This is a genomic window from Microbacterium sp. K27, from assembly GCF_004794435.1.
In the GTDB taxonomy this organism is placed as follows: domain Bacteria; phylum Actinomycetota; class Actinomycetes; order Actinomycetales; family Microbacteriaceae; genus Microbacterium; species Microbacterium maritypicum_A.
Window position 1 is genome coordinate 1 of the sequence record NZ_SSDK01000015.1, and the last position, 23,477, is coordinate 23,477.

Consider the following 23,477-nt stretch of genomic DNA (forward strand, 5'->3'; position numbering starts at 1 on the left):
GCCGCCCGACGCGCGGCCCAGGCGGCCACCTCGGCGTCGACGTCACGCGGCGATGTGACCACGGGCGGGCCGCCCTGCAGCTGGCGGCGCGCTTCCCGCACTCGCCGATTGAAGTCCTCGAGGACGTCGCGCACATCGGACTCGCGCCCCAGCAGGTCGAGCTGATCGTCCAGCTCCCGATCCTCGGTGCGCAGCAGGATCGCCGGCGGACCGAGACCGGTGAGGTTCTCGGTCTCGATCTTGCGACGGATCCACCAATCCGGGTCGTGATGGGTGCCGAGTCCTTCGAGAGGCTTGCCCGCACCGGGAAGGTCGTCGAACTCCCCCCGGCGGATCGCCACCTGGATGGCCGTCTCGATGAATGCGGCACGATCGACCGCCGCGGCGATCCCGAGCGGCGTGCCCGACTCCTCGTCGCCGTCCACGCTCTCGCCGTGCTGTCTGCTCGCGAGATATCGTGCGGCCGCTTCTCTGGGATCCGTCATGATGCACCTCCGTGGCATCCGAGCTCCCCTCCACCCTACGACGACCGCCACCGCCCGGATCGGGGCCGCAGCCGGTGAGGTCGGCCCCAGGTCATAGGCTCGGAGGATGACCGCGCGCGCCTCCCTCAATCGAGAGATCCTGCGGCTCGCCGTCCCCGCGCTCGGCGCACTGATCGCGGAGCCCGCCTTCCTGATCGTGGATGCCGCGCTCGTCGGGCATCTCGGGACCACTCCGCTCGCCGGGCTCGGCATCGCGGGGGCTGTACTCCAGACGATCGTCGGACTGATGGTGTTCCTGGCCTACTCGACGACCCCGGCGGTCGCTCGCCGCTTCGGGGCGGGACAGCCCGGCGAGGCCGTCTCCGTCGGCGTCAACGGCATGTGGCTGGCGCTCGGGCTCGGCGCCGTGCTCGCGGTGATCGGCGCCGTGTCCTCCCCCTGGTTGGTCTCGCTGTTCGGGGCGAGCGAAGCCGTTTCCGCGCAGGCGAACGAGTACCTCGTGATCTCGATGTGGGGCTTGCCGGCGATGCTCATCGTGTTCGCCGCGACCGGTCTGCTGCGCGGCATGCAGGACACGATGACGCCGCTGTGGATCGCGGGGCTCGGATTCGGGGCCAACGCCCTGCTCAACTGGCTGTTCATCTACGGACTCGGCTGGGGCATCGCGGGTTCTGCGGCGGGCACCGTGACCGCGCAGTGGGGAATGGTCGCCGCCTACGTGCTGGTGGTGCGCCGCCTCGCCACCCGGCACAGCGCCTCGCTGCGCGCACAGGGCGCAGGCATGCGCAACACCGCGACGTCGGGCGGCTGGCTGTTCCTGCGCACCGTGAGCCTGCGCGTCGCACTGCTCGCGACCGTCGGCGTCGCCACCGGCATCGGCACCGACGAGCTGGCCGGGTGGCAGATCGTCTTCACGATCTTCTCCGCGGCCGCCTTCGCCCTCGATGCACTCGCGATCGCGGCCCAGGCCCTCATCGGCAAGGAGCTCGGAGCCGGGGACGAGCAGCAGGTGCACCGTGTGCTGGCCCGCACCGTCGCGTGGGGCGCCTGGTTCGGCGTGGCCGTCGGCGGGCTGATCGCCGCGCTCTCGGGCGTGCTCGGCATCGTCTTCACCGGATCGGCGGAGATCGCAGCGCTCGTGCAGCCGGCACTGCTCGTGCTCGCCGTGGCCCAGCCGATCGCCGGCGTCGTCTTCGTGCTCGACGGCGTGCTGATGGGCGCGAACGACGCCCGATACCTGGCGATCGCCGGTGGTCTGAACCTGGTGCCGTTCCTGCCCGCGCTCTGGATCGTCGCCGCCACCGGGGTCGATGGCACCGCCGGTCTCGTCTGGCTCGCGGTCGCCTTCTTCGGCGTCTACCTGCTCGCACGCCTCGGCACCCTGGGGTGGCGGGTGCGGTCCGGTCGCTGGCTTTCGGCCACTGTCTGACGCCGCCGCCGCGTCCGGCTGTTCCTGCACGGACATCGACGATCGCGACTTCTTCACAACCGCTGGAATCCGCGGAATACTACGTCGCCTGCCCCTGGCGCCCTCGACGATGATCGGGGGACACTGAAGGGATGCTGGGGATGACCGAACCACAGGTCTGGACACTGATCGGCGTCTTCGCCGCGGGGATGTTCGGCACCATCACACTGATCTCGACGATGTTCCTGCGCACGATGCAGAACGGGTTCGACGGCGTGCGCACGGAGATGCGGAACGAGTTCGCGAGCGTGCGGACCGAGATGCGAAACGAGTTCGCGAGCGTACGGACAGAGATGGGAAACGAGTTCGCGAGCGTGCGGACAGAGTTCCGGAACGAGTTCGCGAGCGTACGCACGGAGACGGGCAGCGAGTTCGCCGGCGTGCGCACGGAGATCCGGACGGTGCATGAGCGCATGGATCACCTCGATCGCGACGTGAACGCGATCTACCGTCATCTCTTCGGCATCGACCGCGGGTGACGCCGGGCACTGTCGAGATGGCGAGGGTCAGGCCGCGTATCTCCGGCACCACTCGTACATGATCACGGCGGCCGCGGCACTGGCGTTGATCGAGCGCGTCGAGCCGTACTGCGTGATCTCGATGTGGGCGGAAGCGGCGGCGAGCGCTTCGGCGGAGAGCCCCGGGCCCTCCTGGCCGAACAGCAGCACGCAACGCTGCGGCAGGTCGGCCCTGTCGACGGGCACTGCGCCGTCGACGTTGTCGACCGCGATGATCGGAACCCCTTCGGCCGCGGCCCATGCGGCGAACGTGTCGACGTCTTCGTGATGCACGACGTGCTGGTAGCGGTCGGTGACCATCGCCCCGCGCTTGTTCCAGCGGCGGCGGCCGATGATGTGCACGGTGTCGGCGAGGAACGCGTTGGCGCTGCGCACGATCGACCCGATGTTCATGTCGTGCTGCCAGTTCTCGATCGCGACGTGGAACGGGTGTCGCTGGGTGTCGAGGTCGGCGACGATCGCGTCCATGCGCCAGTAGCGGTAGCGGTCGATCACGTTGCGGGTGTCGCCGGTGGCCAACAGCTCCCGGTCGTACTCCGCACCTTCGGGCCAGGCCTCCTCGCCGCCGGGCCAGGGCCCGACGCCGTAGCCGGGTTGAGCGATCGACCCGGTCCTCACCGCGTCGGCGGGGGCATCGGGGAGCGTGCTGTCCGGCCCGGCGTCTTCCATCCCGCCAGGCTATCGCCCTCGGATCCCCGTTCGAATCGCGCAACAGGCTCCCTCCGGGCGCGTATGCAGCGATTCACGCGATTCGAAGAATATTTAGGTACACCGAAAAATACGCTACGGTTTCGGTGTGCCTAAAAATTCCCCTGTCCCGATGACGACTGCTGCCACGCCCCCCGCCCGCGCCCCTCGCAGCCTGTGGTTGCTGGGCCCCGCCCTCGTGGCGGGCGTCGCCTACCTCGACCCCGGCAACGTCGCCAGCAACATGACCGCAGGAGCCCAGTACGGATACCTGCTGGTGTGGGTCGTGCTCGCCGGCAACGTGATGGCGTGGCTGATCCAGTACCTCTCAGCGAAGCTGGGCGTCGTCACCGGGCAGAGCCTTCCCGAGGTGCTGGGGGCGCGGCTGAAGCGTCCATGGGCACGCCGCGCATACTGGCTGCAGGCCGAGCTCGTCGCGATGGCCACCGACCTGGCCGAGGTCATCGGCGGCGCGGTCGCCCTGAACCTCCTGTTCGACGTGCCGCTGCTGCTCGGCGGCCTGATCACGGGTGCCGTCTCGATGATCCTGCTCACGGTGCAGAGCCGGCGCGGTGCCCGTCCGTTCGAGTTCGTGATCATCGGCCTCATGGCGATCATCACGATCGGATTCGTCGCGGGAGTGTTCGTCGCCCCGCCGGACCCGGCGGGGGTCATCGGCGGGATGGTCCCCCGTTTCGAGGACACGGGCTCGGTCCTGCTGGCCGCGTCGATCCTCGGCGCGACGATCATGCCGCATGCGATCTACGCGCACTCCTCACTCGCCCGCGATCGCTTCGGCGCCTCGACCTCTCACGCCGGCGACGAGGCGGTGCGCACCGAGACCTCGCGCATCCGCCGACTGCTCACCGCCACCCGATGGGATGTCTCCATCGCCATGGTGATCGCGGGATCCGTCAACCTCTGTATCCTGCTGCTCGCCGCCGCGAACCTCGCCGGCGTCGAGGGCACCGACTCGCTGGAGGGCGCACATGCCGCTCTCGCCGCCGGACTCGGACCGGTGGTGGCGACGTTCTTCGCCGTGGGACTGCTCGCCTCGGGACTGGCATCGACCTCGGTGGGCGCTTACGCGGGGGCGGAGATCATGCACGGACTGCTGCATGTGCGCATCCCGCTGCTCGCCCGGCGCCTCGTGACGCTGATCCCCGCGCTCGTGATCCTCGGCATCGGCTTCGACCCCACCCTCGCGCTGGTCCTCAGCCAGGTGGTGCTCTCCTTCGGCATCCCGTTCGCGCTGATCCCCCTGGTCGTGCTCACCGCGCAACGACGCACCCTGGGGGCCTGGGTCAACCGGCGATGGACGACGGCTGCGGGGGTCATAGCCTCCGTGTTGCTGATCGCGCTCAACGGCGCCCTGCTCTGGCTGGTGCTGACGGGAGCGTGAGCCCGGATAGGCTCGAAGCATGTCTGCCGAGAACGCCCGTCGCAACGTCCGCATCCTCACCTGGATCGGCTTCGCGACCGGCGTCATCGGCGGCCTGCTGATCGCGTTCCCGACGGTCATCGGGTTCGGCAGTCCGTGGGTGCAGCTCGCCTTGGGAGTCGCCACGCTCGTACTGGCCTTCCGGGCCCGCAAGATCGGCATGGCCGAGGTCGAGGGGTTCGACGGCCGACTCTCGCTGGCCGCCGCCCTCCTCGGATTCCTCGTGCTGTTCTTCGCCGGCCAGGCCGCGTTCGGCATCCTCGTCGCCGTCGCGAACTGACTCGTCACCATCGCGAACCGATTCGCCCCGTCTACGTCGTGACGAAACCCGTCACGAGGTAGAGCACGAACGACAACCCCGCGGCGATGCCCGCGTAGGGCAGGATCGCGAGCATGAGGTTGATCGGCTTGATGCCGATCGATCTCGACGCGAGGATGATGCCGTCGCCGTAGAGGCAGGTGGTGCTGCCCAACGCCGCCCCGGAGAACACCGCGGCGCCCGCGAGGATCGGATCGGCACCGAGCGCGAGCGCCAGCGGGAGCACGACCGGGGTGATCACCGCGGCGAGATCCCAGAACGACCCGGTCGCGTACGCATAGATGCCGCACACCGCGAACACGATCGCCGGCAGCAGCGCCGGGGTGAGCACGGGCTCGGTGACCTGGATCACGAACTCGGCCAGCTGCAGGGTGATGTTCATCTCCTGCACCATGAACGCGAGGACCGTCAGGATCATCACGAACAGCATGCTCTCGATGCCCTCGAGCGCGGCATCCAGCACCCCACGGATGCGGAGTCGGCGCTGCACGAGCACGATCACGATCGTCACGGCGAGAGACGCGGCGGTGCCGGCGACGACGTTGGCGTTCGTCGCGATCGTCACTCCGACGAGCACCGCCATGGCGATCAGGAAGCCCCACGGCTGCGGCTTGCGGTCGGTCTCGGTCGAGGTCGCGAGCGCCGTCGCGACACGCTGCGCGGTCGAGCCGTCGGGGTCGTCGGCCTTCAGCTCGGCCAGGAGCGCCGCGCCTTCGGCCCGTCGCTCGTCGTCGGTGGTGCCGACGGGGAAGACGTCGCCGTCCCGCTCCGCCCGGATCGCGTCACGCTTGATCGCGCCGAGCTTCGGAAGCCAGCCGATGCTCATGAGAAGCGCGACGGCGAGAGCCGCCCAGCCGAAGAAGATGAAGGGGATCGCCTGCAGGTAGGCACCGAACCCGGTGCCTCCGACCGTGACCCCCTGCGCCTCGAACAGTCCGGAGAAGAACAGCGCCCACGTCGAGACCGGGATCAGGACGGCGATCGGCGCGGCCGTCATCTTCATGATCGCGCCGAGCTGCGTGCGCGGCACCCGGTAGCGGTCGGTGACCTGCTTCATCGACGTGCCCGTGGTGAGCACGTTCAGGTAGTCGTCGACGAACAGCACGACCGACAACAGGAAGGTCAGCACCATCGACTTGCGGCGGGAGGTGACGAACCGCTCGGCCCAGTTCGCGAAGTCGGTCACCATGCCGGACTTCTCGAACAGCATCATCAGGATGCCGAACAGCGCGACGATCAGCAGCAGCCACTGCGCCGTCTCGTTGGAGAGGGCTTTTCCGGTGTATTCGACCCAGACGTCGAAGCCGCCCCAGCCGCCGAGGATCAGTGCTCCGGCGACGGTGCCGCAGAACAGGGCGAAGAGGGTGCGTCTGGTGGCGACCGCGACGATCAGGATCACCACGATCGGGAGGAGCGCGAGAGCGCCGAATTCAGGCATGGGAGTCACCTCAGTGTGAAGGGGGGTACGAATCCGAAGGGAGAGCGCGGGAAGGTGCGGGAGGGTGCGGTCGAGCCCGGGGTCAGGGCTCGGTGCCACCGACGACGGTCCCCTGCACGGGGAGGTCGGGGAGGTCGTCCGGGGAGACGTGCAGCGGGTTCTCCGCCCACACGGCGTAGTCGGCCCGGAACCCGGGGGCGATGCAGCCGAGGTCGGCATCTCCCTGGGCCCGGGCGGCGCCGACGGTGTATCCGTGCAGCGCCTGGTACGGGGTGAGCACCTGGTCGGGCTCGAAGACCGGGGCGTCGGGGTCGCCCGGGCGGCGGCGCAGCATCGACCACGCGAGGCCGATGCGGGCATCGTTCTGCGCGATGGGCCAGTCCGACCCGAGGGCGAGGGGCGCCCCGGCCTCCCAGTAGTCGCGCACGCGCCAGGCGCGAGCCGCACGCACGGGCCCGAGCCTGCTCGACCAGTCATCCGAGCCGTCGGCCTTGCGCCACTGCATGTGCAGGGGCTGCATCGAGGCGGTGATCCCGGCTGCGGCGATACGGGCCACGTCGCGGTCGGTCGTGGTCTCGAGGTGCTCGATGCGGTGCGGAGCTCCTGCGGCGCTGCGCACCCCGGCCGCGAGATAGGCGTCGACGACTTCCCCGACGGCCCGGTCGCCGATCGCGTGCGTCGCCACCTGGAATCCGGCCTCGGCGTATCTGCGCACGGTGCGGGCATAGGCGGCCGCATCCTTCCAGAACGGCTCCAGACCTGCCCCGGCCGCATCCGGTTCGTGCAGCCAGGCGGTGCCGGTCTCGACCACGCCGTCGGCGTACAGCTTGACCACGCCCCCGCGCCACCGGTCACCACGGCGGTCGCGCATCGCGAGGTTCGCGGCGGTCCGATCCTCGTCGAAGCCGGGCTCGTGGTCGATGGCCGAGACGATGCGGATCGGCAGCCCCGGCCCCTGCTCCAGGGCGTCGAGCAGTGCGAGCGTGGCGAAGCCGCCGTCCATGATCGTGCCGCCGGTGAGGCCGGAGTCGCGCAGGCCGCGCAGCAGATCATGGCCGACCGCCAGGGTCTGATCGCGGGTCAGTGCCGGGGCGCTCAGTCGCACGGGCTCATAGGCGCCGAGCTCGCGCAGTTCCCCGGTCGGGCGGCCGTCGGCATCGACGACGACGCAGGACGAGTCCTCGAACTCGCGTGCGCGGGTGATGCCCGCACGCTCGAGTCCGGCACGACTGGCGAGGGCGGTGTGGCCGTCGAACACGATCAACAGCGCGGGGAGTCCGCGCACCGCATCCTGGATCGCCTCCGCCGTCATGGGCAGCTCGTGGAACACGTCGTAGTCGAGGTTCCAGCCGCGCACCCACGGGTCGGCATCTTCGGCGAGCGCACGATCGGCCTCGGCGCGCAGCGCGGTCAGCAGCGCCGCGCCGGTGGTGAGACCGCCCAGGTCGATCCCGGCCGTCAGCTCGATCCCCTGGATCGGATGCAGGTGCGCGTCGATGAGGCCGGGGGTCACGGTCGCGCCGCCGAGGTCGCGCACGACGGTGCGGGGCCCGCGCAGCTCGCGGACCAGGGCGTCGTCACCCACGGCGAGGAAGCGACCGTCACGCACCGCGAACGCGGTGGCATGCGGGCGGCGCGGGTCCATCGTCACCACGTGCGCGCCGGTGACAATGGTGTCGGCGTCGAAACCGGTCATGGCTGTACCTTCGTCGGTATTGGATCCTTCGGTATTGAAAGAGTTTCAATAAAATACCAGACACCCGAGCAGAATCGAGCACGATGACGAAATCTCCGCGCAGCGTCGGCCGACCGTCGACCCGGGTGCTCACCGAGGAGCGCATCCTGAAGGCCGCGTTCGCCCTCAGCGCGCAGCGCACACCGCGCCAGTTCACGATGACCGCGCTCGCGGAATCCCTGGGCGTGCGCACCTCGGCGCTCTACCACCACTTCGCGAACCGCGACGCCGTGATCCGGGCCATGCGCGGGCAGGTCAGCCGCGCGCTCATCTCCCCCGTGCGGCACGAGATGTCCGTCGAGGAGGCACTGCTCACCTGGGCCCACAGCTACCGCGACGCCGCGATCGCCGCCCCCGAGGCCATGGTGATGCTGGCGACCTCGCCGATCGACGCCGACGAGGGCTCGTTCGCCGACTACGAGCAGATCGCACGCCTGCTCGCGGACGACGGCTGGCCGACCGTCACCATCGTGGACGCCATCGTGGCGCTGGAGTCGTTCATCATCGGCTCCGCCCTGGATGCCCTCGCGCCCGCAGACAACATGGCCCCGGGTGCACTCGCGCCGGATTTCCCGACGTTCGCCGAGGCCGAGGCCGCCAGGGCGCAGCTCAGCACGGACCCCGCCCGCCGCACGTTCGAGATCGGGGTGCGGGCACTCATCCACGGACTCACCGCGTGGGCGCGCGACAGCACCACGTAGGCTGGACCGGTGGCATCCCCGGCAGCTGACGATTATCTGAAGACCGTCTACGCGCACACCGAGTGGCAGGACGCACCGATCACTCCCTCGGTGCTCGCCGCGAAGCTCGGCATCGCGCCGTCGTCCGTCACCGAGATGGTGAAGAAGCTCGCCGCCGCCGGCCTCGTCTCGCACGTACCCTACGGCGCGGTGCGGCTGACGGACACGGGCACGGCGCGCGCCCTCGCGATGGTGCGCCGACACCGCCTGATCGAGACCTGGCTGGTGCAGGAGTTCGACTACGGCTGGGACGAGGTGCACGACGAGGCCGAGGTGCTCGAGCACACCATCAGCGACCGACTGCTCGAGGGCATCGACGCGCGCCTGGGACGCCCCCGCTTCGATCCGCACGGCGACGCGATCCCCGACGCCGACGGTCGCATCGAGCGCGTACCGTTCGTGCTGCTCGCCGACGCGCCGGTCGGGCACACGGGACAGGTGCTGCGGGTCGACGACCGCGACCCCGAGCTGCTCCGAGCCCTCGAAGCACTCGGACTGGCGGTCGCGTCGACCGTGACGGTCACGGCATCCGGGGCCGAGATCGACGGCACGGAAGCGGCGTTGCCCGATGGCGCGGCCCAGGTGGTCTGGCTGAGCGCCTAGCCACCGCCGCAACACGGTCAGGTGCGCGTCGCCTGCGGCCTCTAGGCTGTGCACATGGCACAACGTGACGACATCGAATGCTGGCTGACCGACATGGACGGCGTGCTCGTCCATGAGAACGACGCCATCCCCGGAGCCTCCGAACTGCTCGCCGGCTGGGAGAGCGCAGGCATCCCGTACCTGGTGCTCACGAACAACTCGATCTTCACCGCGCGCGACCTGTCGGCACGCCTGCGCATCAGCGGGCTGCACGTGCCGGAGGAGCGCATCTGGACCTCGGCGCTCGCGACCGCCGACTTCCTGAAGCAGCAGCTCCCCGGCGGCTCGGCGTTCGTGATCGGCGAGGCCGGCATCCTCACCGCCCTGCACGATGCCGGCTTCATCATGACCGAGACGAACCCCGATTTCGTGGTCGTCGGCGAGACGCGCAACTACTCGTTCGAGGCGATCACCAAGGCCATCCGCCTCATCATCGGCGGCGCGCGCTTCATCGTCACGAACCCCGATGCCACGGGCCCGAGCACCGACGGACCGCTCCCCGCCACCGGAGCGATCGCCGCCCTCATCACCAAGGCCACCGGTAAGGAGCCGTACGTCGTCGGCAAGCCGAACCCGATGATGTTCCGTTCGGCGTTGAACAAGATCGGCGCGCACTCGAAGCGCACCGGCATGATCGGCGACCGCATGGACACCGACGTGGTCGCCGGCATCGAGGCGGGCCTGCACACGGTGCTGGTACTCACCGGCATCAGCGATCAGGCCGAGATCGAGAAGTACCCGTTCCGCCCCGACGAGATCGTGCAGTCGGTGGCCGACCTGCTGCCGCGGATCACCGAGACGATCACGACGGTGAAGACCAAGAAGTAGCCATGGGCGCGCTCGACGACGGCGAACGGCTCAGAGCGGCGGATGCCGCGGCCTGGCGTGTCTGGCTCGCGGAGAACCATGAGCGCACGGCGGGCGTCTGGCTGCTCAGCGTGCGCGGATCGTCCGACGGCGTCGGCTACGAGGACGCCGTGCGGCAGGCACTCTGCTTCGGATGGATCGACGGCCCGGTGCGCGTGTTCGACGACGGCACGGGCGACCGCGCCAACGGTCAGTGGTTCTCTCCTCGTCGTCCCGGCAGCGGCTGGGCAGCCACGAACAAGGCGCGCATCGCGGAGCTCGAGGCCGAGGGGCTGCTGGCTCCCGCCGGTATCCGTGTGCTCGAGGTGGCGAAGGCGAACGGCTCCTGGACGGTTCTCGACGGACCGGAGGCCGGGATCGAACCCGAGGAGCTCTCCGCCGCGCTCGATGCCGTCCCCGCCGCACGCGAGAACTGGGACGCGTTCCCGAAGTCGGTCAAGAAGTTCGGCCTCACGCACATCGCGATGGCCAAGCGCCCGGAGACCCGGTCCGCCCGCATCGCGAAGATCGTGGCGGATGCCGCGGAGGGGAAACGCCCATGAATCAGAACGACCTGCTGTTCCTCGTCGTCTTCCTCATCCTGCTCAGCTCGCTGACGGTGTTCATCGTGCAGTTCGTGCGCTCGCGCCGAGGACGCGGCGGCTCGGACGACGGGCGCGCCGGCTGGTGGGAAGGCCCCTGGGACGACGACGACCGCAGACGCTGAGCCTGCGGCCGCCGGAGAACCTCGCGGGATCGGAACTCTGTCAGGACGCCAGCGACGCCCCGGGGATCGCGGCCAGCAGCTCGCGCGTGTACGGGTGCTGCGGGGCGTCGAAGATGCGCTCGGGCGTGCCGCTCTCGACCACGACACCGCGCTGCATGACGTGCACGTCGTCGGAGATCATCCGCACCACGGCGAGGTCATGGCTGATGAAGAGGTAGCTCAGGCCCAGGCGCTTCTGCAGATCGGCGAGCAGGTCGAGGATCTGCGCCTGCACCAGCACGTCGAGCGCCGACACCGCCTCGTCGAGCACCACGAGCTCGGGTTCGAGCGCCAGGGCCCGGGCGATCGCCACACGCTGACGCTGTCCGCCCGAGAGCTCGTGCGGCAGGCGCTCGGCCATGGCGGCCGGCAGCGCGACCTGCTCCAACAGCTCGAGCACGCGCGCGTGACGCGAGGCCGTGGTGCCGATGCGGTGCACGCGCAACGGCTCGGCGATCGACTGCTCGATCGTGTAGCGCGGGTCGAGCGAGGCGTAGGGATTCTGGAACACCGGCTGCACACGACGACGCAGGGCGAACAGCTCTTTGCGGCGGAGCGTGGTGAGGTCGAGCCCGTCGAACAGGATCGAGCCGGACGTGGCGTCTTCGAGCCCGAGCACCATGTTCGCGGTGGTGGACTTGCCGGAGCCCGACTCTCCCACGATCGACACCGTGGTGCCGCGGCGGATCTCGAAGCTGACGCCGTCGACGGCCGTGAAGGTCTGCGGCTCCCCGGCCTTGGGCGCGCGGAGGGCGAACTCCTTGCGGAGGTTCCGGATCTCGACGAAAGGCGTGCCCGTGGCGGCCTCGCGCTGCGGCAGCGCATCGCGGCGCGAGGCGAGGCTCGGGGCCGCGGCGAGCAGCTGCCGGGTGTACTCGTGCTGCGGGGCGCCGAGCACCTGCGCCGAGGTGCCCTCCTCGACGACGCGACCACGGAACATCACGACGATGCGGTCGGCGCGCTCCGCGGCGAGGGCCAGGTCGTGCGTGATCAGGAACACCGCGGTGCCGAGCTCGTCGGTGAGCGTGTCGAGCTGGTCCAGGATACGTCGCTGCACGGTCACATCGAGGGCGGAGGTGGGCTCGTCCGCGATCAGCAGGCGAGGCTTGCAGGCCAGACCCATCGCGATCAGCACGCGCTGGCGCATGCCGCCGGAGAACTCGTGCGGGTACTGGTGGGCGCGCTGCGCGGCATCCGCGATCCCCACCATCTCGAGCAGCTCGACGACCCGCGCCTTCGTCGCATCGCCGTGTGTGTGGCCGTGCACCTCGAGCGCCTCGCCGATCTGCTCGCCCACGCGCATGAGCGGATTGAGGTTCGACATCGGGTCCTGCGGCACGAGGCCGATCCCGGCGCCGCGCAGGGAGATCATCGCGTTCTCGGGCAGGTCGGTCAGCTCGCGCCCGTCGAAGCGGATGCTGCCGGCGGTGATCACCCCGTTTTCGGGGAGCAGACGGTTGACCGCAGCCGCGGTGGTCGACTTGCCCGACCCCGACTCGCCCACGATCGCGACCGTCTCACCGGCAGCGATGTCGATGTTCACGTCGCTGATCGCGGTGACCAGCTCGGAACCGGTCCGGAAGGCGACGGCGAGGCCGCTGATGCTCAGCACGGGCTCGGTGGTGCTCATGGTGTTCTCGTTCCTTCGTTTTCGCGGAGAGGTTCGTGGTCGTCGAGGAGTGCGGGAAGCGCGGCGCGCCACAGCAGATCGGTCGGTGCGGGTGTGACCGCGAACAGGCGGTTGGTCAGCAGCACGGCGGCTGCTCCCGTTCCCGGCACGAGCCCGAGGGCGCAGCCGGTGTAGCCGGGGTGCCAGACCATGCGGGTCGGCCGCCCGGAGACGGCGATCGTCTCGCTGCGCCAGCCCAGCGCCTGCCCGGCATCCGGTCCGTCCCGGAACAGCTCGGCAACCGTATCCGGCCCCCACAGCTCCGGATGCCGCTCCGGAGCGGCGAGCGCCGCCCCCAGGGTCAGCAGGTCTTCGACGGTGCTGAACAGTCCGGCGTGACCGGAGACACCCCCGAACGCATGGAAGCAGTTGCCGTCGTTCACGACCCCGGCGATCTCGCCGTCACGCCAGGCGAAGCCCTTGTCGGCGGTGAGGATCGGATACGGCTCTCCGGTCGCGACCATGCGACGCTCGGCGGCGTCGCCCACGGCGGACGAGGCGACGGGGCGTTCGACGGGTCCGTACCCGGTGTGATCGAGGCCGAGGGGCGCGGTCACCAGTTCGCGCACCGCGGCATCCAGGGGCAGTCCGGTGACGGCCGCGACGATGCGGCCGAGGAGCATGAACCCGAGGTCGGCGTAATGACGACCTTCGTCGAGGCCGTAGCGCAGCGGGAGGGCGTCGGCGGCCGCAGCGGCATCACCGGCGTGCTCGCGGTCGAGGTAGAGCGGCTGCCACTCCCAGAGTCCTGCACGGTGCTGGAGCAGATGGCGCACGGTCGTGCCCGGGGCGCAGGCGGTGCCGGGCACGAAACGGTCGACCGGGTCGTCGAAGCCGAGGTCACCGCGGCTGACCAGTCGCAGGATCGCGGTCGTCGTCGCGGCGACCTTCGACACCGAGGCGATGTCGAAGGCGGTCGCGGTGGTCATCGGGGTTCCGGCCAGGTCAGCCAGACCACCCGCGGCGACGTCACGGCCGGCATCGGTCACGACACCGGCGACGGCGCCCCGCGGCGCGGCATCCATCGCCAGGACAGCGGTGACGGCAACGGCGGCGGTCATGCGCGCACCTCCGGGCGGTCGACGAAGTCGACGAGGGTGTCGGGCCGGGTATCGGATGCGAGGGCGGTGATGCCCAGCCCGGTGCCCGATCCGGGTTCCAGCATGTCTCCGGACAGCGCCACGCCACCCACCACGGGCGAGCTCCGCAGCCAGAACGCGGCATCCAAGTCGTGCACGACACCGGGGGCGACGGCGGCGGCCAGGTGGGCGGCGGCCGTCACGCCGACGTGCGATTCCATCATGCAGCCGATCACCACGCCCAGACCCGCTGTGCGAGCGACCTCGGCCGCAGCGAAGGCCTCGGCCAGGCCGCCGGTCTTGGCGAGCTTGATGTTCACGAGGTCTGCGGCACCACGGTCGGCGACGACCCGGACATCCCGCGCCGTGCGCACCGATTCGTCGGCCATGATCGGCGTGCCGACGGCGGCCGTGACCGCGGCGAGCGCGTCGAGGTCGTGCGCCGCGACCGGCTGCTCGACGAGTTCGAGCCCGAGCCCCTCGTCTTCGGCGGCCCGGATCACCCGGATCGCGGTCTCGACATCCCAGGCCTGGTTGGCGTCGACGCGCAGCGTGATGGCAGGCCCGACCGCGGCACGCACGGCCCGGAGCCCGGCGACCGTGTCGTGCGCAGCGGACGCCTTGATCTTGAGGCATCCGAAGCCCGCGGCGACGTGCTCCTCGGAAACGGCTGCCAGCGCGGACGGCTCGCCCGCGGACAGGGTCATGTCGGTGCGGATGCGCGCGGGCGCCGGTGCGCTCGTGAGGCTCTGCGCAAGCGGGAGTCCGCGCTGCTGGGCGGCGAGGTCGGCGACGGCGCACTCGACCGCGCTGCGGGCCGCGGCATTGCCCCACACTGCACGGGCGATGTCGGCGGCGATCCCGGGATCACCGACGTTCCGTCCGAGCACGACCTCGGCGAGGGGTCCTGCCACCACGGCGGCGACGCTCTGCGGACTCTCCCCCGTCACGCGCCAGCTCACGGCGGCTTCGCCGTATCCTCGACGACCGTCGACGTCGCTCACCTCGACGAGCACGACGTCGAGGTGCTCCGTCTGCCGCACCGCCGTGACGAACGGACGCACCAGGGGCGACGGGACGCGGAGCACGCGGATGCGCTCCACGGCACTCATCTCAGGACTCCGCTCATGCCCACTCCTTGCGCATGCGCTGTTCGGGCTCACCGAACTCCGGCTGCGTGCGGGTGGCGCCGTCGGGGTGCCAGCCCTTCGCCTCGTAGAAGCCGATCGACGGCGCGTTCGCCGCGAACACCCACAGCGTCGCGGCCTCGGCCCCGGCGTCCCGCAGGTCTGCGGTCGCCTGCGCCAGCAGCGCGCCGCCGATCCCACCGCCATGGGCGCGTGGCGAGACGTACAGGGAGTGCACGGCCCCGTCGATCCGCCCGTCGTCGGCAGTGGTCGCGGCGTACCGGGTGATCCCGACGATCCCGCCGTCGCGGACGGCCACGAGCACGACGCCGACCGGTTCGGCGAGCACCCGGCGCCACAGGGCCTCGGCACGCTCATCGGTCATCGCGTCGATCGCCGCGTCGGGCAGCACACCCCGGTAGCTCTCGCGCCAGCACGCGAGGAACACCTCGAGCACCCCGGACAGGTCGTCCGGGGTGGCGGGGCGCACCTGAAGGCTCACGATGCCGCGGCCTCCGTGAGCACGAGGGAGTCGATGGAGGCGACGGGTTCGGGCATCTGCAGCGGTCCGACACCGGGCGTGATGGTGCCGAGGATGCGCGGCTCGCGCGCTCCGGTGCCGCCGGGGACGATCGCGGGGACGCCGTGCATCGTGGACCAGCCGATGAGAGCGAGGAGGATCGCCTCCTTGCTGTCGGCCGCGGCGCCCAGCTCGTCGGCCAGCACGACCTCGGTGTCCGGCAGCGCGGCGCGCAGTCCGTCGAGGATCAGCGGGTTGCGGCATCCGCCGCCCGACACGGCGAGGAATCCGATGCCGGCGGCCTCCACGTCCCGCGCGACCGTGCGGACCGTGAGCTCGGTCAGGGTGCGCACCACATCGGCGACCGGGATCTCCCGGTTCTGCGCGGCGAGGTGCTCGTGCACGTAGCCGAGGTGGAAGTGCTCCTTGCCCGTGCTCTTGGGCGGGGTGAGAGCGTAGTACGGGTCGTCGAGCAGAGCAGCCAGCAGCGCCTCGTCGACCTGACCGGTGCGGGCGATCGCGGCGTCGTCGTCGTAGCCGAGCGGGTTGAGCTCGTGCTCGACGATGACCGCGTCGACCAGTGCGTTCGCGGGGCCGATGTCGTACGCGACCAGGCCGTCCTGCCGCACCACGGTCATGTTCGAGATGCCGCCCAGGTTGAGGGCTGCAGAGACCCCGGCGCGCGAACGCAGCAGCAGCTCGTCGAGGAACGACACCAGCGGGGCGCCGTGGCCGCCGACCGTGATGTCGCGGATGCGGATGTCGGAGACCACGGGGGCGCCGACCTTCTCGGCGATCCAGGCCGGCTGCCCGATCTGCAGGGTGCCCAGCGCGTGCGCGCCGTCGACCCAGTGGTAGACGGTCTGCCCGTGCGAGCACACGGCATCGACACCGCCGACCTCTGCCGCGATGTCGGCCGCGACCGCGGCGAACGCCTGCCCGATGAGGGTGTCGAGCTCCGCCACCTCGGCGAGCGTGGTCTGCGCCGGTGGCAGCGCAGCGATCAGGCGCGCCCGCAGCTCGGGGGCGTAGGGCACGCTCGTCGCCGCGAGCACCGTGCCGTGCAGATCCACGCCGTGGGCGGTGAAGCCGCCACTGGTCGTGAAGTCGACGACGGCGGCATCGATCCCGTCGTGCGAGGTGCCGGAGATCAGTCCGAGGACGCGCATCAGTTCTCCTCCAGTGCGGTGCGCAGCCGACCGTCGGCCGCGTCCAGTCGTGCGGTGGCCGCGGCGAGGTCCTCGCCGCGGCGGATCATGATCGACGCGAGCTTCACGTCGTATGAGGTCGCCTCCAGTGCCGCCTTCGCCGCGCCCCGATCGACATCCGCGATGGTCTGCACCATTCGGATCGCCCGCTCGCGGAGCTTGTGGTTGGTGGCCTTCACGTCCACCATCAGGTTGCCGTAGGCCTTGCCGTTCCGCACCATCGAGATGGTCGAGAACATGTTGAGCACGAGCTTCTGGGCCGTACCCGACTTGAGCCGCGTCGAGCCGGAGAGCACCTCGGGGCCGACCTCGACCTCGATCCCGTGCTCCGCCGCCGCGCTCAGGGCGGTCCCGACGTTGCAGGAGAGACCGATGCTGAGGGCACCGCGTTCGCGCGCCCGACGGACAGCGGCGATCACGTAGGGCGTGCGTCCGCTCGAGGCGATCCCGATCACGGTGTCGAGCGGACCGATGCCCGCGGCATCGATGGCCGCTGCGCCCGCTTCCGCGTCGTCCTCTGCTCCCTCGACGGGGTTCACGATCGCGCCCGGCCCTCCGGCCATGATCGCGAACACCAGCTCGGGCGGAGTGCTGAAGGTGGGCGGGCACTCCGAGGCGTCGAGCACGCCGATGCGGCCGGGGGTGCCCGCGCCGACGTAGACCAGGCGTCCGCCCTGCGCCATGCGATCGGCCGTCGCCTCGATCGCGGGCACGATCTGCGGGAGGGCGCGCTGCACCGCGGCGGGCACCGTGGCATCCGCCTCGTTCATGGTCTGCGCGAGTTCGGCGACGCTCATGAGGTCGAGCTCCGCATAGCGGGGATCGCTGGCCTCCGTGGCCAGTCCGCCGAGATCCTCCATGGTCATCGCTTTCCTCTGTTCCGGGGATCGAGGCTGTCGCGCAGCCCGTCGCCGAGCAGGTTCAGTCCGACGACGAGCAGCACCACGATCACGCCGGGCGCGATCATGGTCCACGGGGCGATCGTGACGAGCGTGCGCGCCTCGAAGATCATCGAACCGAGCGAGGGTGCGGGCGGCGGCGTGCCGAGTCCGAGGAAGCTCAGCGAGGCCTCGGTGAGCACAGCCCACGAGAGCGAGAGCGTGACCTGCACGATGATGATCGACGTGATGTTCGGCAGCACGTGGCGGAACATGGTCGCCATGCGGCTCTGGCCGGTGCTCTTGGCGGCCTTGACGTACTCGACCTCGCGCAGCGACAGCACGGGCCCGCGGGTGACGCGGATGAAGATCGGCACGTAGACGATCGCGATGGCCACGGCGATGGTGAACCAGTTGCGCTCGAACACCGAAGCCAGCGAGAGCGCGAGCAGCAGCGGTGGGAAGGCGAACAGCACGTTCGTGACCGCGGTGATCGCCCCGTCGGAGAAGCCGCGGTAGAACCCGGCGATGAGTCCGCAGACGGTGCCGACCACGGTCGCAAAGGCCACGGCGACGACCGAGATCAACGCCGAGTTGGCGACGCCGGCGGCGACGCGGGAGAACACGTCGCGCCCGAACTGATCGGTGCCGAACCAGTGCACGGCCGACGGCGGCTGCAGGCGGGACGGCGGGTCCTGCGCGAGCGGGTCGAAGGGCAGCAGGCCGAACGCCGAGACGAGGCTGAGCGCGGCGAGCAGGACCACGATGATGAGGCCGGTGAGTCCGCTGCGGCTGCGCAGCAGGAGACGCACGCGCTCCATGGTGCGCCCGCCGCCGGGGGCGAGGGCCGGGGTCTGAGAGATGTCGGTCATGCGGCACGCACCCGAGGATCGATGACCCGGTACAGCAGGTCGGTGAGCAGGTTGACGATGACGAAGGCGAGCGCGATCACGAGCACGGTGCTCTGCACGAGCGCGTACTCCTTCTGCTGGATGCCGAGCAGCACCTGGCGTCCGATGCCGGGGAGCGAGAAGATCTGCTCGACCACGACGGCACCGCCGAGGAGGTAGCCGAACTGCAGGCCGGTCATCGTGACGATGGGCACGAGAGCGTTGCCGAGCACGTGGCGCACCTGCAGGCGACGCGGAGGGACGCCCTTCGCCCTGGCGGTGCGGATGAAGTCGTTGGAGCGGATCTCGAGCACGGCCGTGCGGGTGGTGCGCATGATCGGTGCGGCGATGCCGAAGCCGAGCACGATCGAGGGCAGCAGCATCTGCTGGAGATTCAGCAGCGGATCCTCGAACAGCGTGGCGTAGGCCTGGCCGTTCGGGTTGAAGCCGAACGACGAGGCGAGGATCGCCAGGAGTGCCGTGCCGAGCAGGAACGCGGGGATGGAGAGACCGGCGAGGCCGACGACCTGTCCGACGCCGTCGCGGAACGAGTCGGGCTTCGAGGCGGAGAGCATGCCGAGCGGGATGCCGATGGCCAGCGCGATCACGATCGAGAAGATCGCCAGCTCGAACGTCACGGGGAGGGCGGCGGCGGTGAGGTCGAGGACGCTCGTCTGCGCCCGGGACGAGAAGCCGAGGTTGCCGGTGAAGATGTTGCCCAGCCACGAGAAGAACTGCACGACGAGCGGCTGGTCGAGGCCGTAGTAGGACTCGAGGGCGGCGCGCTGCGAGGGCGTGAGAGCGGCCGCCTCGGTGCCGAGGCCGGAGCTGATCTGGTCGCCGGGGATGGCGCGCAGCATCAGGAAGACGAAGATGGCGACGCCGAGGAGCGTGCCGAGGGCTGCGAGGATGCGTCGCAGCACGCTGTTGCGGAGGAGCTGTCTGAACATGCGCGTGTGTGGGTGCCTGTCGTCGGGGAGGGAGGGGGCGCGGGGTGGCCGCGCCCCCTCCGATCCGCTACTTGATGGAGGTGGTCCGCAGGTACTGCAGCGAGCCGTTCACCATCGGGACGAAGCCGTCGACGGTCGACGCGGTCGCCGTGTAGGTGTAGCTCGTGAACAGCCAGATCCACGCGGCGTTGTCCTCGAGGTTCTCCGAGACCTGCGCGTAGATGTCCTTCCGCTTGTCCGGGTCGGCCGTCTGGCGGCCCTCGGCGAACAGTGCGTCGAGCTCGGGCGAGGAGTAGCCGGCGACCTTGTTCAGGTTTCCGGTGCTCGTGAAGTACCGGCCGTACATGCCGTCGGGGTCGGGGCGACCGCCGTTGAGCGCGACCGCCGCGTCGAAGTCGGCCGCGATCCAGCGGTCGACGAACGCGCCGGACTCGAGCACCTCGAGGTCGAGCGTGATGTTCGCGTCCGCCAGCTGGGCCTTGAGGTTCTGCGCCTCGTTGACCGAGGTGGCGTACTCCCCCTGCGAGACGATCGTCTTGATGGTGACGCCGTCTTCCTTGCCCGCCTTCTTCAGGTACTCGGCGGCCTTGTCGAGGTCGCGCTCGGGGCACGGACGGGCATCCGGGTCGGACTTGTACGCGGGCGACGTGATCGGGCCGGTGACCTCGCCCTCGCCGAGCGCAGCGGTGTCGAGCACCTCCTGACGGTCGATCGCGCACTGGATCGCGAGGCGCACGTTGACGTCGGTGAGGTCGCCGCGCGTGGCGTTCAGCTGCAGCGCGTGGTAGCTCAGCTGCGGGGTCGTGGCGACCTCCACATTGGCACCCTCGGCGGTCTGCGCGACCAGCGGGTCGTCGAACACGGCCAGCTGCACGTTGCCGGACTGCATCGCCGAGACGATCGACGACTCGTCGGGGATCACGCGGAACTCGACCGTGTCGAGCAGCGCGGTGTCTCCCCAGTAGTCCTCGTTCTTGGCGAGCGTGATCGACTGGCTCGCCTTGCGGTCGTCGAGGATGAAGGGGCCGGTGCCGTTCGGCGTGGTGTTCAGCCCCTCTTCGGTGTCGTCCGAGGACAGCATCGCCATGTTGATGACGGCGAGGTTCGCGGGGAGCGCGGCGTCGGGAGCGCTGAGGGTGAGGGTGACGGTCTTCTCGTCCGTGGCCTCGACCGCGGTGACCGAGGCGAGGGAGCTGCGCGCGACGGCGGCCGTGGCCTCGGCCGCGATCGCGTCGAGCGAGTACTTGACGTCTTCCGAACCGAAGGTGCTCCCGTCGGCGAACGTGACGCCCTCGCGCAGGTGGAAGGTCAGGGTGAGGCCGTCTTCGGAGACGTCCCACGACTCGGCGAGGCCGGGGACCACGTTGAGGTCCTCGTCGAACTCGGTCAGCGTGCCGTACAGGTTCTGCAGCACATTGACGGCCTGGAACTGGGTGGCCTTCCAGGGGAACAGGGTGTCCGGGTCGCTGGTGACGCCGATGACGAGGTCGCCGCCCGCCGCGCCCTCGGAGGGCTTCGGGTCGGATGCGGGTGCGGAACACCCGGTGATGACGAGGGCGAAGGCGAGGCCCGTCGCCGTGAGAGCGCCGAGTGACGCCCAGCGTGCTGTGCTCATTGCTGGATCCTCCTGAATGTGACGCGCCGCCGTGGCGTCGGGTCAGGCGCTGTTGCCTGCCGCCCCGTGAACGTCGTCGGTCGTGGTTGGTACCAAAAGTACACGAAGGTCACTACAGATGTAACAGAAGTTCCTCTACTGTTATGAACAGTGATCGGAGACCCCATGCCTCATGAAGCCGCCCGCGACGATGCCGGCGCACACCCCGTCCTCGTCCGCATGCGCGCGATCCGCCCCGAACTGCGTCCGAGTGAACAGCGCATCGCCGATCTGTTCCTCGCCGACCCTGCGGGCACCGCCGGCCTCTCCGTCGCCGAGCTCGCCCAGCGCTGCGACACCTCGACCACCTCGGTCGTGCGGTTCTGCAAACGCCTCGGATACGAGCACGTGCGCGAGCTGCGCAACCACGTGCTGCGCGACGTCGAGCGCGAGACCTTCGACACGGCCGCGCTCCCCGCCGTCTCCGGCGACATCGACCGCAACGACACCCTGACCGACATCGTCGCGAAGGTGTCGCTCGCCGAGACGCTCTCCCTCGCCGACACCGCCAAGGTGCTCGACACCGATTCGCTGCGGGCCTCGGTCGACGCCATCACCTCGTCGACCAGGGTCGACATCTTCGGTGTCGGCGCGAGCTCCATCGTCGGACTCGACCTGCAGCGCAAGCTCACCCGTATCGGACGCACGGCGCTGGAGTGGTCGGACCCGCACGCGGCATGGACCTCGGCGGCGACGCTCGGCCCCGGCAATGTCGCGATCGCGGTGTCGCACACCGGCGCCACCACCGACACGATCGAGTTCCTGCTGCTCGCCCGGCAGGCCGGGGCGACCACCATCGCGATCACGAACCATGCCGGCGCCCCGCTGGCCGATCAGGCCGACATCGTGTTGACGACGGCCGCCCGCGAGACCGGCTTCCGCTCCGGCGCCCTGGGCAGCCGCATCGCCCAGCTCATGGTCGTCGACTGCATCTTCATCGGCGTCGCCCAATCGAACTACGACCGCTCGATGGAGGCGCTGCGCGACACGTTCGCCGCCGTGCACCGCGTGCGGACGGCAGGGGCGTGACCGACGGGATCCTACGCGCGCGGACGGGACTGTTCACCGCCTTCGCGGGTCTCGGGGTCACGGCCGCCTTCGTTCCCGCCATCCTCCCCTCGGCAGAGCGCACGATCGGCGGCGACCTCAGCACCGCCGTGCCCGCTCTGTTCGCCGGACTCCTGGTCGGGGTGCTGATGTCGGGGCCGCTCCTGATGCGTCGGCCGCCGCGCACCGCGTTGATCCTCGGCAGCGCGCTCCAGGCCGCCGCGATCGTCGCCGTGGCCCTGGCCGGCACACCCGCCGTGTTCATCGCCGCAGCCGCCGTCGCCGGGTCCGGGTTCGGGTTGGTCGAGGCCTCCGGGTCGGTCGCCGCGAAGTCCCTGTCGGTCGGCAGCGCGACGGGTCTGCTCAGCGCACTGCTCGGCACAGTGGCCGTCTGCGCCGCCGTCACCCCGCTGATCGTCGCCGCCGGCTCGGGTGTGGGTGCGACGCTCGGCATCCTGGCGGTCGTTCCGCTGCTCACGATCGCGATGCTCACGGGGTCGGAGTCACCGGATGCCCGCACCGCGGCTCCCGCGCGCCGCGACGTCCGCGGGCTGCTCGTGCTCCTGCCCTTCGCCGTCGCCCTCCCCCTCTACGTCGGCGTCGAGACCGTGCTCTCCGGCTGGTCGGCCGTGATCCCCGAGCGGATCCTCGGGGTCGACCCAGGCCTCGCCGCGCTGGGCACCTCGGCGTTCTGGACGCTGATGGCCGTCGGTCGCTTCGGCGCGGCGGCCCTGCGCCGTCTCTCCGTGTCGCCGATCGCGATCCTCATCACCGCCACGAGCACGGCGGCGATCCTGATGGCCACGGCGGGGCTGCTGGTGGGGCCCGCTCCCGTGGGGGCACTCGTCGCGCTGGGCGCGGTGGTCGTGCTCCTCGCCCCGAGCTACGGGCTCATCCTGGGCCTGGCGCTCGACCACCTCGACCCCGCTCGCAGCGCCGCGGTGACAGGCGCCCTCGTCGCGTGCGGAGCCGTTGGCGGCACCTTCGTGCCCGCGCTGATCCTCCTGATCGGTCGGGACCCGGCATCGAGCACCACGTTCCTCGTGTCGGCCGCCCTGTGCGCACTCGTGCCTGTGCTGGTGCTGATCGCCGGGCGGTCGCGGCAACGGGCCTCCGCGACGAGCTGACGCCTCCTGCACACCCCACGCTTCTCGGAACCTCTTCACAGATGCCGGAATACCGGCGCGCACCGGGCTGACCGCGGCGTAACCTCGCTGACACGCCCATCCGCAACAACCCCATCCGCAGGAGAGGAGAGCGCACGTGTCCCCCGAGGTCCTCGCGATCGTCCTCAGCGCCATCGGCATCGTGTTGACGATCACCACGGGCCTCTTCACCGCCGGCGCCTGGATGATCCGCCGCATCGATGA

At 70.3% G+C, this 23,477-nt stretch carries 24 protein-coding genes; 11 read left to right on the top strand and 13 right to left on the bottom strand.

Annotation, left to right across the window (positions count from 1 at the left end):
• Positions 1-485 (bottom strand): DnaJ family domain-containing protein (locus tag DW307_RS00255; protein WP_136023628.1); only part of this gene is annotated, 485 nt, incomplete at its 3' end.
• Positions 486-591: 106 nt separating this feature from the next.
• Between DW307_RS00255 and DW307_RS00260 the strand changes: the two genes are divergently transcribed.
• Positions 592-1,914, top strand: a complete 1,323-nt coding sequence (locus DW307_RS00260) for an MATE family efflux transporter (RefSeq protein ID WP_021198243.1) — start codon at positions 592-594, stop codon at positions 1,912-1,914.
• A 140-nt stretch (positions 1,915-2,054) separates the two neighbouring features.
• Entirely contained in the window at positions 2,055-2,432 is a 378-nt protein-coding gene (locus DW307_RS00265; protein ID WP_031206665.1) for a hypothetical protein, read from the top strand.
• Between the two features lie 27 nt (positions 2,433-2,459).
• Here the strand turns inward: DW307_RS00265 and DW307_RS00270 are convergent, their stop codons facing one another.
• A complete protein-coding gene (locus tag DW307_RS00270; RefSeq protein ID WP_029259450.1) occupies positions 2,460-3,140 on the bottom strand; it encodes a TrmH family RNA methyltransferase in 681 nt (226 codons plus the stop codon).
• A gap of 151 nt (positions 3,141-3,291) precedes the next feature.
• Here DW307_RS00270 and DW307_RS00275 point away from each other — a divergent pair, with 151 nt between their 5' ends.
• Together DW307_RS00275 and DW307_RS00280 are read left to right on the top strand one after the other, a co-directional pair.
• The gene (locus DW307_RS00275) at positions 3,292-4,560 is read left to right on the top strand and encodes an Nramp family divalent metal transporter (protein WP_029266326.1); all 1,269 of its coding nucleotides are present in this window, start codon (positions 3,292-3,294) and stop codon (positions 4,558-4,560) included.
• A 19-nt stretch (positions 4,561-4,579) separates the two neighbouring features.
• Positions 4,580-4,879 carry a hypothetical protein gene (locus DW307_RS00280; protein WP_029259448.1) on the top strand — a complete coding sequence of 100 codons (300 nt, stop codon included), beginning with the start codon at positions 4,580-4,582 and terminating at the stop codon, positions 4,877-4,879.
• Between the two features lie 31 nt (positions 4,880-4,910).
• Here DW307_RS00280 and DW307_RS00285 read toward each other — a convergent pair whose 3' ends face one another.
• On the bottom strand, positions 4,911-6,356 hold the full coding sequence (locus DW307_RS00285; protein ID WP_136023629.1) for a Na+/H+ antiporter NhaC family protein: 1,446 nt from the start codon (positions 6,354-6,356) through the stop codon (positions 4,911-4,913).
• A gap of 82 nt (positions 6,357-6,438) precedes the next feature.
• Complete coding sequence (locus tag DW307_RS00290; protein WP_136023630.1) at positions 6,439-8,052, bottom strand: amidohydrolase; 1,614 nt, start codon at positions 8,050-8,052, stop codon at positions 6,439-6,441.
• Between the two features lie 83 nt (positions 8,053-8,135).
• On the opposite strand from DW307_RS00290, the gene DW307_RS00295 reads away from it, so the two are divergent.
• The 5 genes from DW307_RS00295 to DW307_RS18010 are packed head-to-tail and all read left to right on the top strand — an operon-like array spanning position 8,136 to position 11,046.
• The gene (locus DW307_RS00295) at positions 8,136-8,792 is read left to right on the top strand and encodes a TetR/AcrR family transcriptional regulator (RefSeq protein ID WP_021198235.1); all 657 of its coding nucleotides are present in this window, start codon (positions 8,136-8,138) and stop codon (positions 8,790-8,792) included.
• A gap of 9 nt (positions 8,793-8,801) precedes the next feature.
• Positions 8,802-9,434, top strand: coding sequence for a metal-dependent transcriptional regulator (locus DW307_RS00300; protein ID WP_029259444.1), 633 nt, complete (start codon positions 8,802-8,804; stop codon positions 9,432-9,434).
• Positions 9,435-9,488: 54 nt separating this feature from the next.
• On the top strand, positions 9,489-10,301 hold the full coding sequence (locus DW307_RS00305) for an HAD-IIA family hydrolase (RefSeq protein ID WP_021198233.1): 813 nt from the start codon (positions 9,489-9,491) through the stop codon (positions 10,299-10,301).
• 2 nt (positions 10,302-10,303) lie between these two features.
• Positions 10,304-10,882: a YdeI/OmpD-associated family protein gene (locus tag DW307_RS00310; protein ID WP_029259443.1), complete on the top strand. Its 579-nt coding sequence runs from the start codon at positions 10,304-10,306 to the stop codon at positions 10,880-10,882.
• Positions 10,879-11,046, top strand: a complete 168-nt coding sequence (locus tag DW307_RS18010; RefSeq protein WP_021198231.1) for a hypothetical protein — start codon at positions 10,879-10,881, stop codon at positions 11,044-11,046. The genes DW307_RS00310 and DW307_RS18010 overlap by 4 nt, the downstream gene beginning before the upstream one ends.
• Positions 11,047-11,086: 40 nt before the next feature.
• On the opposite strand, the gene DW307_RS00315 is transcribed toward DW307_RS18010, so the two are convergent.
• The 9 genes from DW307_RS00315 to DW307_RS00355 form a co-directional block, all read right to left on the bottom strand.
• Complete coding sequence (locus DW307_RS00315; protein WP_029266335.1) at positions 11,087-12,715, bottom strand: ABC transporter ATP-binding protein; 1,629 nt, start codon at positions 12,713-12,715, stop codon at positions 11,087-11,089.
• Complete coding sequence (locus DW307_RS00320; RefSeq protein ID WP_136023631.1) at positions 12,712-13,815, bottom strand: serine hydrolase domain-containing protein; 1,104 nt, start codon at positions 13,813-13,815, stop codon at positions 12,712-12,714. The genes DW307_RS00315 and DW307_RS00320 overlap by 4 nt, the downstream gene beginning before the upstream one ends.
• Positions 13,812-14,945, bottom strand: a complete 1,134-nt coding sequence (locus DW307_RS00325) for a dipeptide epimerase (protein WP_136023632.1) — start codon at positions 14,943-14,945, stop codon at positions 13,812-13,814. The genes DW307_RS00320 and DW307_RS00325 overlap by 4 nt, the downstream gene beginning before the upstream one ends.
• A 13-nt stretch (positions 14,946-14,958) precedes the next feature.
• Entirely contained in the window at positions 14,959-15,462 is a 504-nt protein-coding gene (locus tag DW307_RS18015) for a GNAT family N-acetyltransferase (protein ID WP_168440957.1), read from the bottom strand.
• Positions 15,459-16,649, bottom strand: a complete 1,191-nt coding sequence (locus tag DW307_RS00335; protein WP_136023634.1) for an anhydro-N-acetylmuramic acid kinase — start codon at positions 16,647-16,649, stop codon at positions 15,459-15,461. Before DW307_RS00335 ends, DW307_RS18015 begins: the two co-directional genes overlap by 4 nt.
• On the bottom strand, positions 16,649-17,554 hold the full coding sequence (gene murQ / locus DW307_RS00340) for an N-acetylmuramic acid 6-phosphate etherase (protein ID WP_021198225.1): 906 nt from the start codon (positions 17,552-17,554) through the stop codon (positions 16,649-16,651). Before murQ ends, DW307_RS00335 begins: the two co-directional genes overlap by 1 nt.
• Positions 17,551-18,438 carry an ABC transporter permease gene (locus DW307_RS00345; RefSeq protein WP_029266343.1) on the bottom strand — a complete coding sequence of 296 codons (888 nt, stop codon included), beginning with the start codon at positions 18,436-18,438 and terminating at the stop codon, positions 17,551-17,553. Before DW307_RS00345 ends, murQ begins: the two co-directional genes overlap by 4 nt.
• Positions 18,435-19,406 (bottom strand): ABC transporter permease, encoded by a 972-nt coding sequence (locus DW307_RS00350; RefSeq protein ID WP_021198223.1) that lies wholly within the window; start codon positions 19,404-19,406, stop codon positions 18,435-18,437. The genes DW307_RS00345 and DW307_RS00350 overlap by 4 nt, the downstream gene beginning before the upstream one ends.
• 67 nt (positions 19,407-19,473) lie before the next feature.
• Positions 19,474-21,021 carry an ABC transporter substrate-binding protein gene (locus DW307_RS00355; RefSeq protein WP_021198222.1) on the bottom strand — a complete coding sequence of 516 codons (1,548 nt, stop codon included), beginning with the start codon at positions 21,019-21,021 and terminating at the stop codon, positions 19,474-19,476.
• Positions 21,022-21,186: 165 nt separating this feature from the next.
• Here DW307_RS00355 and DW307_RS00360 point away from each other — a divergent pair, with 165 nt between their 5' ends.
• Together DW307_RS00360 and DW307_RS00365 are read left to right on the top strand one after the other, a co-directional pair.
• Complete coding sequence (locus tag DW307_RS00360) at positions 21,187-22,089, top strand: MurR/RpiR family transcriptional regulator (RefSeq protein WP_029266345.1); 903 nt, start codon at positions 21,187-21,189, stop codon at positions 22,087-22,089.
• On the top strand, positions 22,086-23,234 hold the full coding sequence (locus tag DW307_RS00365) for an MFS transporter (protein ID WP_136023635.1): 1,149 nt from the start codon (positions 22,086-22,088) through the stop codon (positions 23,232-23,234). Before DW307_RS00360 ends, DW307_RS00365 begins: the two co-directional genes overlap by 4 nt.
• Positions 23,235-23,477 lie beyond the last annotated feature (243 nt).